The organism is Mycobacterium sp. 134 (genome assembly GCF_048282715.1).
Lineage (GTDB): Bacteria > Actinomycetota > Actinomycetes > Mycobacteriales > Mycobacteriaceae > Mycobacterium > Mycobacterium septicum.
In genome coordinates, this window is record NZ_JBLVUN010000008.1 from 924,299 (window position 1) to 936,974 (window position 12,676).

The window sequence follows — 12,676 nt, forward strand, 5'->3', positions numbered from 1 at the left end:
TGTTGTTCGTGATGGTCTGCGCCCCGGTGCCCATGGCGTCCGCCAGACCGGCGGCCGAGGCCGGGCTGGTCGACGTGCGCTCCGTCGTCCCCGACGCGGTGATCGACCTGCGGTACGCGACCAGCGACAACTTCGTCGGCCAGCGGCTCTATCCGCCGGGGGCGCCGTGCCTGGTGCACGAGTCGATGGCCCCCGGGTTGGCGGCCGCGGCGGCCGCGCTGCGCCCGCAGACGCTGGTGTTCTGGGACTGCTACCGCCCGCACGAGGTGCAGGTCAAGATGTTCGAAGTGGTGTCCAACCCAAACTGGGTGGCCCGGCCGTCCGCGTATGCGCGCAGCCACGAGGCCGGCCGATCGGTGGACGTGACGATCGCCGGGGCTGACATGGGCACCGGATTCGACGACTTCACCCCGCGCAGCCTGGCCTACGCGACGGACGGGGTCAGCCCTGCCGCCCAGGCCAACCGGGCTCGGCTGCGTGAGGCCATGAAGGCCGGCGGGCTGACGGTGTACTCGGGGGAGTGGTGGCACTTCGACGGTCCGGGCGCGGCCGATCCTCGGCCCTACCTGGACGTACCGCTGGGATAGGTCCAGGCAATATTTGCGGGCACTGTCGTCCAGGTTTGGGATGTGTCAGCATGGGGAACTGAAAACGTTCAACACGGTCCGTCAGACGTGGAGTCCATATGAACGTCCTCAAGCTCACCCAGGGCGCGGTGCTGATAGCCGCCTGCGCCGTACCGATCGCACCGGCGCCGGCCGCGACCGCGCAACCGTGTCCCGATGTCGAGGTGGTGTTCGCTCGCGGCACCTACGAGCCGCCAGGGGTCGGTGGACCGGGACAGTCTTATGTCGACGCGCTGCGTACACGTGCCGGGGAACGTTCGGTCGAGGTGTACCCGGTGAACTACCCGGCCAGCGGAAACTTCGGTGACCGGATCGAGTTCGCCAGGACGGTCGTCGACGGCATCCGGAACGCGACCGACCACATCGAGGCGACCGCCAAGGACTGCCCCAAGACGAAGATGGTGCTGGGCGGCTACTCCCAGGGCGCAGCGGTAGCGGCCTACGCCACCGCGGCCACTGTCCCGGACGGGATACCGCCCGAATACAAGCAGTACATCCCCGAACCCATGGCGCCCGAGATCGCCGACCACGTGGCCGCGGTGGTGCTGCTCGGCACGCCGTCCGATGAGTTCATTCGCGATATCGGCGCACCGGCGATGGTCATCGGCCCGCGATACAAGGACAAGACCATCGAATTGTGCGAGCCCGGTGACACCATCTGCGACGGAACACCCGCCGGGGTACCCAACTTCGCGCACACCGCGTATGTGTTCAACGGGATGCCGGGCCAGGCCGCCGATTTCACGGTGGGCCGGCTCTGAGGGTGCCGAGAAGATAACGATATGAAACCTCAATGGTTGCAATGTGATACGTGACCACGGGGTCTTTGCCGGCCGCCACTATGTTCACTAAGTGCACCGTCGAACGGCCCTCAAGATCCCGCTGGTACTGGCAGCAGCAGCGGCTCTACCTCAGGTACTGGCTCCTCTTCCCGTGATCCCGCGTGCGAGCGCAGCGGCGGGCCAGTGGCCGGTCGAGCGCGCCAACGCGTGGTACCAGGCCCAGGGCTGGCTGGTCGGCACCAACTTCATCTCCTCGAACGCGATCAACCAGATCGAGATGTTTGCCCCTGGCACCTACGACGCGCGGCGCATCGACAGTGAGCTGCAGGCGTGCCGCCTACTCGGGTTCAACACCGTCCGGGTGTTCCTGCACGATCTGCTGTGGGCGCAGGACCGCGCCGGATTCCAAAGCAGGCTCGCGAATTTCGTCGGGATCGCGGCGCGTCAGGGCATCAAGCCGCTGTTCGTGTTCTTCGATTCGTGCTGGGATCCGAACCCGCAGCTGGGCGCGCAGCGGGCACCGACGCCGGGCGTGCACAACTCGGGCTGGGTGCAGAGTCCCGGGGCGCAACGCATCGACGACCCGCGGTACCGCCCTGTGCTGCGCGACTACGTGGTCGGGGTGATGAGCCAGTTCCGCAACGACAACCGGGTCCTGGGGTGGGACCTGTGGAACGAGCCGGACAACCCCGCCAAGCAATATCGCAAGGTCGAGCGCAAGGACAAGATCGACGCCGTCGGGGGATTGCTGCCCCAGGTATTCGCCTGGGCGCGTTCGGTCAATGCCGTGCAGCCGTTGACCAGTGGTGTGTGGCAGGGCAGCTGGGACCGCGGCAGCCGGAGTGCGATGGACAGCTTCCAGCTCGACAACTCCGACGTCATCTCCTTCCATTCCTACGCGGGCCCCGACGAATTCGAGGCCCGCATCGCCGAACTCGCCCCGCTGGGCCGGCCGATGCTGTGCACCGAGTACCTGGCCCGCGATCAGGGCAGCACGGTCGAAGGCGTGCTCCCGGTTGCCAAGCGGCACAACGTCGGTGCTTACAGCTGGGGTCTGGTGGCAGGCAAGACCCAGACCTATTTCCCATGGGATTCGTGGGACAAGCCCTATACCAAGGTTCCGAACGTGTGGTTCAGCGATCTGCTGCAACCCGATGGTCGACCCTATCGCGATGCCGAGTACCAAACCCTGCGAAAGCTGACCACCCGGGTCTAGGTGTTTAGCCGCGGCCGATCCGGGTGACTCAACGGGCTATGGATCAACGTGACGGTGGCCGGCCGATTCCCGAAGACGCCCGCAAGGTGACTGAGGGGCAAGAGGAGCTGCAGGACGAATTCGACCGTCGGGGTGAGGATCCCGAGGGTCCGGGACTGCACGAGAGTCACGAGAACATCGCCGACGAGACGTGAACGCTAGAACGACTGGCCGTTGGCATAGCGCTCGCGGCGAGAGTGGTGTCCGTTGCCACGGTTGCGGCTCTTGTACGTCGGCAGCTGCGAATCGCAATTCGGGCAGACCAGTCTGAGATTCTCGCGTCGGCTGTTCGTCGGGTTCCCGTCGATGTGATCCATGATCAAGGTCAGGGGGAGCGCCTGCCAGACGCTGGCCGCGCCGCAGATGGCAACAGCCCGACTGTGCCTCGATGAGGTAAAGCCGGATGTAGTTGCCTTGTTCGCCGCGGACTCGGGCGTCGCCTGATTCGAGCCAGCGCTTCGTCATGGCGCCTCGACGCGACGCGGCTTGACACGCATTACCGCAGTAGAGTTTCTGGCTGCGCTTCGAAAGTGGTGCACCGCAACCGCGACAGAGCCACATGGATCGAAGCTACGAGGAGGCACCGACAAAGCAGCGGCTGCCAATGTTGGAGCCCCCGGTCAGGATTGAACTGACGGCCTACGCTTTACAAGAGCGTTGCTCTACCACTGAGCTACGGAGGCGGGTCGAACGCCGCCTAGTTTAGCGGGTCACTCGTCGGCGTCGATAACTCGCTGGGAACTGACCGGCCGCGGGGAGCTCCGCCGGGACGAACGGCGCGGCAGCGGGATGCGGTCGGCGATGTTGCTGAGCGGATTGACCACCTGGCTCAGCGTGATGACCGCGTCGTGCAGCGCGTCGATGGTGGGTGCCAGGGCCTCCAGCCCGGGCGCCAGGCGATTCAGGGTGTCGGCGACATCGGCGAGCTTGAGCAGCGGGCCGTCGGGATCGGTCAGGGTGTCGAGCAGGCCGCCTTCGGCGAGCAGGCGATCGGCCACGCCGTCCTCCCGCAGCACCCGCTCGAACAGGCCGTCGTTGGCCAGCAGTTGATCGGCCAGGCCGCCGGGCGCGATCACCCGGGACAACGCGCCGTCCTCGGTGGTCAGCCGGTCCAGCAGGCCGCCCTCCATGGTGACCTGGTCCACCAGTCCGCCGGGTGCCACCGCCCGGGCGACAGCGCCGTTGTCAGCCGTCAGCCGGTCCAACATGCCGCCTTCTGCGGTCAGCTGATCGACAAGACCGCCCGGCCGCAGCAAACGGTTGATCGGGCCGTCGGGAGCCAGCGCCCGCCCCAGCGGCGCGTCGTCGTCCAGCAGTCGCGCCAACCGGTTCGCGCGCTCCACCGCGTCGTCGATGCCGAACAGCGAGGCCATCGATGACCTGCCGTTGAGCGGGTTGGAGTCGGTGATGCCGCGCTGCACCGCGTTGAGCGTCTCATTGGCGATGCCGAGTCCGGCGTCGGCCACGGCCAGCCCGATTCGTACGGGCGCGGTAGCAACCTGGATCAGCGTCTTGCCGAGGTTCATGGGCGTCAGTGTAGTTACCCGCGTCACAGCTAAACTCACAGGAAGTGCACAGCGTGCATGCAGGTTGAGTTCAAGAGGCACCATCAACATCAGGGAATGGCCATGCCTGCAGTTCCTGAGAGCGTCCCCGAAGCCCGGATCCTCGTCGTCGACGACGAGGCCAACATCGTGGAGCTGCTGTCTGTCAGCTTGAAGTTCCAGGGTTTCGAGGTTCACACCGCGTCGAACGGCGCCGGTGCCCTGGACAAGGCCAGGGAAGTCCGGCCCGACGCCGTGATCCTCGACGTGATGATGCCCGGCATGGACGGCTTCGGACTGCTGCGCCGGCTGCGCGCCGACGGCATCGACGCGCCCGCACTGTTCCTCACCGCGCGCGACAGCCTTCAGGACAAGATCGCCGGGCTCACCCTGGGCGGCGACGACTACGTGACCAAGCCGTTCAGCCTCGAAGAGGTGGTGGCCCGGCTGCGGGTCATCCTGCGCCGGTCCGGCCGAGGCGTCGAGGAACCGCGCAGCGCCAAGCTGTGCTTCGCCGACATCGAGCTCGACGAGGACACGCACGAGGTGTGGAAGGCGGGTGAACCGGTCTCGCTGTCACCGACCGAGTTCACCCTGCTGCGCTACTTCATCATCAACGCGGGCACGGTGCTGTCGAAGCCCAAGATCCTCGACCATGTCTGGCGCTACGACTTCGGCGGCGACGTCAACGTCGTCGAGTCCTACGTGTCCTACCTGCGCCGCAAGATCGACACCGGGGACAAACGCCTGCTGCACACGCTGCGCGGCGTTGGCTACGTTTTGCGTGAGCCACGCTGAGGCTTGTCCGTCGGCGGCATACTTTTGGAGTGTTTGACCGGGTAGAGCGGCGCGGTGTGCCGCTGCGCGTGGGCCTGGTGGCCGCCGCGCTGGTTCTGGTGGCGTGCGGGTTGCTCGCCTCCGGTGTCGCGGTGACCTCGATCATGCGGCACACGGAGATCAGCCGCATCGATCAGACGCTGCTCGACGCCTCGGACAGCTGGGCGCAGGAACCGCGCCAACTGCCCTCCACGCCCCTGGAGGGGCCGAACCCGGCACGCCCGCCGTCGAACTTCTATGTCCGCGGCGTCGATCAGGACGGCCGGACCTGGATCGCGATCAACGACCGCGAGGCCGAACCCGCACTGCCCGACGACAACAATGTCGGTCCGGTGCCGGTGACCGTCAAATCCGTCGGCGATTCCGATGTGCAGTGGCGGGCCATGACGGTCGAGGGGCCCAACGGTGAACTCACCACCGTCGCGATCGACCTGTCCGACGTGCAGTCCTCGGTACGCGCGTTGATCTGGTCGCAGGTGGGCATCGGCACGGTGGTGCTGGTGGTCCTCGGCATCGTCGGCTACGCGGTGGTGCACCGCAGCCTGCGTCCGCTGGTCGAAGTGGAACGCACGGCCGCGGCCATCGCGGCCGGCCAGTTGGATCGCCGTGTCCCAGAACGGGATCCGCGCACCGAGGTGGGACGGCTGTCGTCGGCGCTCAATGGCATGCTCGCCCAGATCCAGCGGGCGGTGGCGTCGTCGGACGCCTCCGCAGAGCAGGCGCGTACCTCGGAGGAACGGATGCGCCGCTTCATCACCGACGCCAGCCACGAGCTGCGCACCCCGCTCACCACGATTCGTGGATTCGCCGAGCTGTACCGCCAGGGAGCCGCCCGCGACGTCGAGATGCTGATGGGCCGGATCGAAAGCGAGTCCCGGCGGATGGGCCTGCTGGTCGAGGATCTGCTGTTGCTGGCCCGTCTCGATGCGCAGCGGCCGCTGGACCAGCATCGGGTCGATCTGCTGACCCTGGCCACCGACGCCGTGCACGACACGCAGTCGATCGCCCCGAGCCGACGGGTGCGGATGGAGGTGTTCGACGGGCCCGGGACCCCGGAGGTGCTCGGCGACGAGGCCCGGTTGCGTCAGGTGCTGAGCAACCTGGTCGCCAACGCGGTGCAGCACACCCCGGAAACCGCCGGGATCACGGTGCGGGTCGGCACCGACGACGACCACGCCATCATCGAGGTGTGTGACGAAGGTCCCGGCATGAGCCAGGACGACGCGCGACGGGTGTTCGAACGGTTCTACCGCGCGGATACCTCACGAACCCGCGCGAGCGGCGGCACCGGACTGGGCCTGTCGATCGTGCATTCCTTGGTGCTGGCCCACGGGGGCACGGTCAGGGTCACCACTGCGCCCGGTCAGGGCTGCCGGTTCACCGTCAGCTTGCCGAGGATTGCAGATCTGCCAGCGCGGCTTTGATCTTCGCCTGTGCGGCGTCGAGAGATTCGGCCGACGGGTTGTGATCGACGTGGGCGAAACCGAAGTCGGCCAGGTTGTAGGCGGGGAACACGTGCACGTGCAGGTGCGGCACCTCGAGGCCGGCGATGATCACGCCGGCGCGTTGCGCGCCGAAGGCCTGGCACACAGCCTTGCCGATCAGCTGTGACACCTCCATCACCCGGCCGAAAACCGCGGGTTCGACGTCCTGCCAGTTGTCGATCTCAGCCCGGGGAACGACCAGCGTGTGGCCCTGTGTCATCGGTGCGATGGTCAGGAACGCGACGATCTCATCGTCTTCGTAGACGAATCGTCCGGGCAGTTCTCCGTTGATGATCTTTGTGAAGACGGACGCCATGGTCGCAAGCATAGTGAGCGGCCGACTCGGGCCGGTTGAGAGTTCGACGCGGCCTGTGGAGTCGTCGGGACGGCCCATCGTGCTCTATCTTTGCTGGGCGGGGTGGGGGATTTTAGCCAGTCCGATGTGGTTGTACATCGGCTTTAAGGGGATTCATGCAGCAGGAGCTGACCGATGCGGTTTTGCAGGCTGAACTGGAGCAGATAGCCGAGCAAAACCTCAACCGGCATCTGGCCACCACCAAGGACTGGTATCCACACGACTACATCCCGTGGGACTCCGGCAGCAACTTCGCCGCCGCCGGGGGCCAGGACTGGGATCCTGAGCAATCGCAGCTCAGCGACGTGGCCCGGGCGGCGATGATCACCAACCTGCTCACCGAGGACAACCTGCCGTCGTATCACCGTGAAGCCGCCGGGAGCTTCTCCCAGGACGGTCCCTGGGGAGCCTGGGTCAATCGCTGGACCGCCGAGGAGAACCGGCACGGCATCGCGATCCGGGACTATCTGGTGGTCACCCGCGGTGTCGATCTCGTCGCGCTGGAGCAGGCCCGCATGGAGCATGTGACCAACGGCTTCACGTCCACCGACGAAGAGCGGGCGATGCACAACTCCGAATTTCTCATGTCGGTCGCGTACGTGACCTTCCAGGAGTTGGCCACCCGCGTCAGTCACCGCAACACCGGCAAGGTCTGCGACGATCCGATCGCCGACCGGCTCCTGCAACGCATCGCCGCGGACGAGAACCTGCACATGATCTTCTACCGGAACATGTGCGAGGCCGCCCTCGATCTCTCGCCCGACCAAGCCCTGGACGCTGTCGGCGCCGTTGTCGAGAACTTCCGGATGCCGGGTCAGGGGATGCCGGACTTCCGCCGCAACGGTGTGCTGATGGCCAAGCACGGGATCTACGACTTGCGCCAGCACCTCGAAGAGGTGGTCATGCCGAACCTGCGCAAGTGGCGGATCTTCGAGCGCAACGACTTCAGTGCAGTCGGGGAGGCCCGGCGCGACCAGCTGGCGGCGTTCCTGGAAGACCTGCAGACGAAGGTGGTCAAGTTCGAGGAGCAGCGTGATCGGCTGCTGGCCCGCGAGGCCGCCAAACGCGAGCGCGCGGCGTCCTGACCCGGGCTATGCCCCGGAGATGACCTCGTGCAGTTCGTCGACCGTCCACGGCGGCGTGCTGTTGTGGTCGCGGTATCCGATGAAACCAGTTGAGGGCCGGGCGAATTCGCCGATGAACCCGCCCGCGGCGATGAAAATGCGGCCGGTCACGTCCTTGGCCTCGTCGCTGACCAGGTAGGCGTACGTCGGGGCGACGTACGCCGGCGGCGCGGCGTCCAGGGCGCCCTGCATGCTGACGTCGTCGAGCAGGCCGCGGCGATTGAGTTCGGCGATGTGTTGCTCGTAATCCGACCCGGTTGACAGCCGGGTGCGCGCACCCGGGCACACCACGTTGGCCCGCACTCCGTGCTCCTTGAGCTCGGCGGCGATGGCCAGGGTCAACCCGTTGACCGCACCCTTGCCGGCCGGATAGCCGCTGCCGCCGTAGTCGCCGAGGAAGGCGAAGGAACTGGTGTTGACGATGGTGCCGCCCCCTTGGGCCACCATCTTCGGTGCGACCGCACGGCAGGTCTCGAACACCGTGCCCAGATGCGCGTCGAGCAGCTCGTGAAATTCGGCACTGGTGACGTTCAGGATGGACGACCCCGCCGGTTCGGCGGTACCGGCACAGTTGACCAGGATGTCGACGCGGCCGTACTCGGCCACACAGGTGTCGACGAGCGCGTCGGCCACCTTCGGGTCGGCGGGTGAACCGGCGTGGGGGACACCGGAAATCCGCTGTGCGGCAGCGTGTGCGGCCCCGAGGTCGCGTCCGTTCACCACCACGCCCGCACCCTGGGCGGACAGGAGTTCGGCAACCGCCAGGCCGATGCCGCGGGTGCCGCCGACCACGATCGCGCCGCGGCCGGCAAGCGCTCCGCTAATCCGCAGCCTCTTCGAAATTCATGGCTTCCAGGTTCCAGTAGCCGCGCAGGTTGGTGATCAGCCCTTCGTCGTTCACCTTGTAGGTGAAGACGCCACGCACGGTGGCGGTGAACCCGTTGGGAAACTTGGTGCGCAGCACCAGGATGTAGGCGATCTCGTTCGGCGAGCTGGACGGGAACGTCTCCTCGCACGTGACGGTCAGCTCGTTGGGCCCGATGTTGGCGTCGTAGAAGGCGCCGAGGGCCTCCTTGCCGCGAACCCCGGTGCCGTCGGGGTTGGTGACGGCCTCACCGATCGGGTCCTCGACCAGGATGTCATCGGCCATGAGGGCCAGCCAGCCCTCGCGGTCACCGGATTGCACGCATTTCCACGACGACCGCGACGCGACGACGACGGGTGTCTCAGTGGATGTCTCGGTCATGTATTTCCTTCCTAGATATGCCGAAACGGTATTCCAGCAGGTGGCTACTCGACCTTTTTCTGCTGGAATACCGTTTCGCGGGGCAACTAGTTACCGATCGGCGTCCGTGTAGCGGATGACGCCGCGGATGTTGCGGCCCTCGAGCATGTCGGCGTAGCCGTCGTTGATCTGCTCGAGCTTGTATTGCCGGGTCACCATGTCGTCCAGGTTCAGCCGGCCGGCCTTGTACATGCTCAGCAGCTGCGGGATGTCGTGGTGCGGGTTGCCGCCACCGAAGATGGTGCCCTGCAGGCGCTTCTGCAGCAGCGTCAGCATCGACAGGTTGAGCTTCACGTCGTTGCTGGCCATGTTGGCGACCGCGGTGGCCACCACGGTGCCGCCCTTGGCGGTGATGTTCATGTAGTGGTCGATGTCCTCACCCTTGAGCTCGCCGACGGTGACGATCGTCTTGTGCGCCATGCGGCCCTGGGTGACCTCGGCGACGCCGGCCATCGCGGAGAAGATGTCCGGGTAGGCGTGGGTGGCGCCGAACTTGAGCGCGTTGTCCCGTTTGAACTCAACGGGATCCACCGCGAAGACGTTGCGTGCACCGGCGGCCAGCGCACCTTGGAGCGCACCGGTGCCGACACCGCCGACGCCGACGATGACGACGTCTTCGCCCGGGCGGACGTCACCACTGCGCACGGCCGAGCCGTACCCGGTGGTGACACCGCAACCCACGAGGCAGGCCACCTCGAACGGGATCGACGGATCGATCTTCACGACCGAGCTCTTGTGCACCACCATGTACGGGCTGAACGTGCCCAGCAGGGTCATCGGGATGACGGGCTGACCGTTCTTGACGGAGTGGATGCGATGCGTGCCGTCGGACACCGACGTCCCGGTCAGGAGGAGTGCGCCCAGGTCGCACAGGTTACGCAGACCTTCTTGACACGCCGGACATTCACCACACGACGGGATGAACGACAGCACGACGTGATCGCCGGGCTGGATGTGGTCGACACCCGGGCCCACCTCGGTCACGATGCCGGCGCCTTCGTGGCCGCCGAGCACCGGGAAACCTGCCATCGGGATGTCGCCGGTCACCAGGTGGTGATCGGAATGGCACATGCCCGAGGCTTCCATCTGAATCTTGACCTCGTCCTTGACGGGGTCACCGATTTCGATCTCCTCGATCGTCCACGGTTGGTTGAACTCCCAGATGAGAGCGCCTTTGGTCTTCATCGCGTGTGCCTTCCACTAGAGCCGTTGACCACAGACTAGAGCCATTAGTTGCGTGGGTCACACCCACCCCCAAGCAACTGCTTGGCCGGGAACTACCAGATCTTGACCGGGGCCTCACCGAGCGGGTAGTAGCCCGGCAGTTTCTCGCCGGCCAGCGAACGCTCGATGCGCTTCTGCATGGTCGGGGTGAGATCACCAGAGGTGATCAGGTCCATGAACGCCTTCTGGACGTGGCCGAAGTCGAAGAAGTCCCGCTGCCACTCGATGAGCAGCTCATCGTTGAGCCGGAACCAGCTACCGCCGATACCGTAGATCTCGCTTGTGGTGCCGTCGCTCTTGTTGGCGATCTGCTTCCAGAACCCGACGATCTCGTTCTGCTTCTCGTCGATCAGGACCCGCTGGTACTCGTAGACCCAGTTCTCCAGGCCTTCCATCTCCAGGCCGAGTGCCACGTCGCGGATCTCGTCGCGGCCGACGCACATCACGTCTTCCTTGGGGCCGATGTTCCAGCCGTAGGTGGCATCTTCGGTGTAGAAGTCGGCCAGCGGCTTCCAGTCACCGGCCTTCTCTGCCTCCTGGTTGGCCTTCAGCCAGCGATCCGACCAGGCTTCCAGTTCTTCTCGTGACGCCATTGTCATTCCTTCTCTGTGATGGATAGAGCGCGGGTGGGACACATATCGACGGCCATCTCCACGGCATCGCGGAGTTCGTCGGGGGGTTCAGAATCGAGGATCTCGACGACGCCGCGCTTGGGCACCCGGAAGACGTCGGGTGCCTCCAGCTCGCACATGGCGTGGCCCTGGCAGAGGTCCTCGTCCAGTTCGACACGGTAGCAACCCATTTGGGTCAGTCCTTCACACGCTTGCGGTAGCGGACCTTGGCGGGCCGGGCCAACTGGACGACCATCTTGGAGTGGTCGTTCTGGTATGTCTCGGGCGGCTGTGCCATCTCGAACTCGTACTCGCGCAACAGCACCGAGAAGATCGCCTTGATCTGCATCTGGGCGAACGCCGCACCGACACAGCGGTGCCGGCCCGCGCCGAACGGAATCCAGGTCCACCGGTTGACCAGGTCCTCCTGGCGCGGCTTGACATAGCGGTCGGGGTCGAAGGCGTCCGGGTTGGGAAAGTCCTCGGGGATGCGGTTGGAGATCGCCGGCGAGGCCGCCACCATCTGGCCCTTGTGGATCGGGTAGCCGGCGACCTCGAACTCATCCTGGGCCACGCGCATCAGGATGATCAGCGGCGGGTGCAGGCGCAGGGTCTCCTTGAGCGCGTTGTCGATGTTCGGAATCTGGCGCAGCGCATGGAAACTCACCTCCTGGCCGTCGGCATAGAGCTCGTCGAGCTCGTTCTGGACCTTGGCGTAGAAATCGGGGTTGCGCAGCAGCTCGATCAGCGTCCAGCTGGAGGTGCCCGAGCTGGTGTGGTGGCCGGCGAACATCAACGAGATGAACATGCCGGTCACCTCGTTGGCCGAGAAGCGCGGATTGCCCTCCTCATCCTTGATCGACACCAGGACGTCGAGCAGGTCACGATCGCTCTTGTCGGTGGGCGGGTTGGCGATCCGGCCGTCCATGACCTCCTGCACCAACTCGACCAGGTTGGCCCGGGCCTCGTCGCGGATGCGGAAGCTCTCGATCGGCAGGTAGGGGTCGACGTAGCAGAGCGGATCGGTCCCGCGCTCGAGCAGGTGGTAGTAGTTCGCGAACCGGGAGTCGAGCTGGTTGCGGAACTTGAGCCCGATCAGGCAGGCCGTCGAGGTGTAGATGGTCAGCTCGGCGAAGAACTCCAGCAGGTCGATCTCTCCGCTGTCGCCCCAGTTTTCGATCATCCGGCGGACCTCGTTCTCGATGGTCGCCGCGTGGCCCTTCATCTGCTCACCGCGCAACGCGGTGTTGTGCAGCATCTCGGCCCGTCGCTCCGGGTCGGCATCGAACACCACGCCCTCACCGAAGATCGGCGTCATGAAGGGGTAGGCCTCGGCCTGGTTGAGTTCGCTGTCGGTGGAACGGAAGAAGAATTCGTTGGCCTCCGCGCCCGACAGCAGGATCACCTGCTTGTCCGCGAGCTGGAACCAGCCGGCGTCACCGCATTCGTTGCGGATTCGCCACATCAACCCGATCGGATCGGTGCGGAACTCCTCGAGGTGACCGTGCTCCTCCTCGCCACCGGAGACGCGCTGCACTTCTTTCAAATC

At 65.7% G+C, this 12,676-nt stretch carries 15 protein-coding genes, 1 tRNA gene and 1 pseudogene; 7 read left to right on the forward strand and 10 right to left on the reverse strand.

Translation table 11 applies throughout. The features are described 5' to 3' along the window. Positions 1–11 precede the first annotated feature (11 nt). From ACNQVK_RS09030 to ACNQVK_RS09045, 4 genes are all read left to right on the forward strand, one after another. Entirely contained in the window at positions 12–587 is a 576-nt protein-coding gene (locus ACNQVK_RS09030; protein WP_418034056.1) for a M15 family metallopeptidase, read from the forward strand. A gap of 98 nt (positions 588–685) precedes the next feature. Continuing rightward, the gene (locus ACNQVK_RS09035; RefSeq protein WP_418029249.1) at positions 686–1,387 is read left to right on the forward strand and encodes a cutinase family protein; all 702 of its coding nucleotides are present in this window, start codon (positions 686–688) and stop codon (positions 1,385–1,387) included. Positions 1,388–1,478: 91 nt separating this feature from the next. Continuing rightward, complete coding sequence (locus ACNQVK_RS09040) at positions 1,479–2,624, forward strand: 1,4-beta-xylanase (RefSeq protein WP_418029250.1); 1,146 nt, start codon at positions 1,479–1,481, stop codon at positions 2,622–2,624. A gap of 38 nt (positions 2,625–2,662) precedes the next feature. Beyond that, the gene (locus ACNQVK_RS09045) at positions 2,663–2,818 is read left to right on the forward strand and encodes a hypothetical protein (protein ID WP_409548378.1); all 156 of its coding nucleotides are present in this window, start codon (positions 2,663–2,665) and stop codon (positions 2,816–2,818) included. A 3-nt stretch (positions 2,819–2,821) separates the two neighbouring features. Here ACNQVK_RS09045 and ACNQVK_RS09050 read toward each other — a convergent pair. From ACNQVK_RS09050 to ACNQVK_RS09060, 3 genes and pseudogenes are all read right to left on the reverse strand, one after another. Further along, positions 2,822–3,224: pseudogene (locus tag ACNQVK_RS09050) on the reverse strand (HNH endonuclease). A 47-nt stretch (positions 3,225–3,271) separates the two neighbouring features. Continuing rightward, positions 3,272–3,346, reverse strand: a tRNA-Thr gene (locus ACNQVK_RS09055). Between the two features lie 27 nt (positions 3,347–3,373). Then, positions 3,374–4,189, reverse strand: coding sequence for a hypothetical protein (locus ACNQVK_RS09060; protein ID WP_418029251.1), 816 nt, complete (start codon positions 4,187–4,189; stop codon positions 3,374–3,376). Positions 4,190–4,285: 96 nt separating this feature from the next. On the opposite strand from ACNQVK_RS09060, the gene ACNQVK_RS09065 reads away from it, so the two are divergent. Both ACNQVK_RS09065 and ACNQVK_RS09070 read left to right on the forward strand, forming a co-directional pair. Further along, positions 4,286–5,005, forward strand: a complete 720-nt coding sequence (locus ACNQVK_RS09065) for a response regulator transcription factor (RefSeq protein ID WP_044520559.1) — start codon at positions 4,286–4,288, stop codon at positions 5,003–5,005. A gap of 29 nt (positions 5,006–5,034) precedes the next feature. Next, positions 5,035–6,468 carry a sensor histidine kinase gene (locus ACNQVK_RS09070; RefSeq protein ID WP_090426504.1) on the forward strand — a complete coding sequence of 478 codons (1,434 nt, stop codon included), beginning with the start codon at positions 5,035–5,037 and terminating at the stop codon, positions 6,466–6,468. Here ACNQVK_RS09070 and ACNQVK_RS09075 read toward each other — a convergent pair. After that, positions 6,428–6,844, reverse strand: coding sequence for an HIT family protein (locus ACNQVK_RS09075; RefSeq protein WP_164480943.1), 417 nt, complete (start codon positions 6,842–6,844; stop codon positions 6,428–6,430). The two genes, ACNQVK_RS09070 and ACNQVK_RS09075, sit on opposite strands and share 41 nt — an antisense overlap. 155 nt (positions 6,845–6,999) lie before the next feature. On the opposite strand from ACNQVK_RS09075, the gene ACNQVK_RS09080 reads away from it, so the two are divergent. Further along, complete coding sequence (locus ACNQVK_RS09080; protein ID WP_418029252.1) at positions 7,000–7,968, forward strand: acyl-ACP desaturase; 969 nt, start codon at positions 7,000–7,002, stop codon at positions 7,966–7,968. A 6-nt stretch (positions 7,969–7,974) separates the two neighbouring features. Here the strand turns inward: ACNQVK_RS09080 and ACNQVK_RS09085 are convergent, their stop codons facing one another. The 6 genes from ACNQVK_RS09085 to ACNQVK_RS09110 all read right to left on the reverse strand — a co-directional run bounded on the left by ACNQVK_RS09085 (position 7,975) and on the right by ACNQVK_RS09110 (position 12,673). Continuing rightward, positions 7,975–8,802, reverse strand: coding sequence for an SDR family NAD(P)-dependent oxidoreductase (locus ACNQVK_RS09085; RefSeq protein ID WP_418034058.1), 828 nt, complete (start codon positions 8,800–8,802; stop codon positions 7,975–7,977). A gap of 25 nt (positions 8,803–8,827) precedes the next feature. Continuing rightward, entirely contained in the window at positions 8,828–9,253 is a 426-nt protein-coding gene (locus ACNQVK_RS09090; RefSeq protein ID WP_418029253.1) for a nuclear transport factor 2 family protein, read from the reverse strand. A 90-nt stretch (positions 9,254–9,343) separates the two neighbouring features. Continuing rightward, positions 9,344–10,477 carry an NDMA-dependent alcohol dehydrogenase gene (locus ACNQVK_RS09095; RefSeq protein WP_418029254.1) on the reverse strand — a complete coding sequence of 378 codons (1,134 nt, stop codon included), beginning with the start codon at positions 10,475–10,477 and terminating at the stop codon, positions 9,344–9,346. A 92-nt stretch (positions 10,478–10,569) separates the two neighbouring features. Beyond that, a complete protein-coding gene (locus ACNQVK_RS09100) occupies positions 10,570–11,109 on the reverse strand; it encodes a nuclear transport factor 2 family protein (RefSeq protein WP_418029255.1) in 540 nt (179 codons plus the stop codon). A 2-nt stretch (positions 11,110–11,111) separates the two neighbouring features. After that, positions 11,112–11,318 carry a ferredoxin gene (locus tag ACNQVK_RS09105; RefSeq protein WP_044520550.1) on the reverse strand — a complete coding sequence of 69 codons (207 nt, stop codon included), beginning with the start codon at positions 11,316–11,318 and terminating at the stop codon, positions 11,112–11,114. 5 nt (positions 11,319–11,323) lie between these two features. Next, positions 11,324–12,673 (reverse strand): cytochrome P450, encoded by a 1,350-nt coding sequence (locus ACNQVK_RS09110; RefSeq protein WP_418034060.1) that lies wholly within the window; start codon positions 12,671–12,673, stop codon positions 11,324–11,326. Between the last annotated feature and the right edge of the window lie 3 nt (positions 12,674–12,676).